Origin of the sequence: Bacteroides caecigallinarum, from assembly GCF_016902295.1 — a bacterium.
Taxonomy (GTDB): domain Bacteria; phylum Bacteroidota; class Bacteroidia; order Bacteroidales; family Bacteroidaceae; genus Phocaeicola; species Phocaeicola caecigallinarum_A.
Map to the genome: position 1 here is coordinate 1 of NZ_JACJLQ010000250.1, position 214 is coordinate 214.

At 46.3% G+C, this 214-nt stretch carries 1 rRNA gene; it reads right to left on the reverse strand.

Annotation, left to right across the window (positions count from 1 at the left end):
- Nucleotides 1-207: ribosomal RNA gene (locus H6A27_RS15015) — 16S ribosomal RNA — on the reverse strand; the annotation flags it as partial.
- Between the last annotated feature and the right edge of the window lie 7 nt (nt 208-214).

Here is a 214-nt window from a genome sequence, read left to right on the forward strand (position 1 = left end):
ATTACCATGCAATCTTACCATACCATCGGGTATTAATCTTTCTTTCGAAAGGCTATCCCCGAGTAAACGGAAGGTTGGATACGCGTTACTCACCCGTGCGCCGGTCGCCATCAAACTTAGCAAGCTAAGTTCATGCTGCCCCTCGACTTGCATGTGTTAAGCCTGTAGCTAGCGTTCATCCTGAGCCAGGATCAAACTCTTCATTGTAAAATAT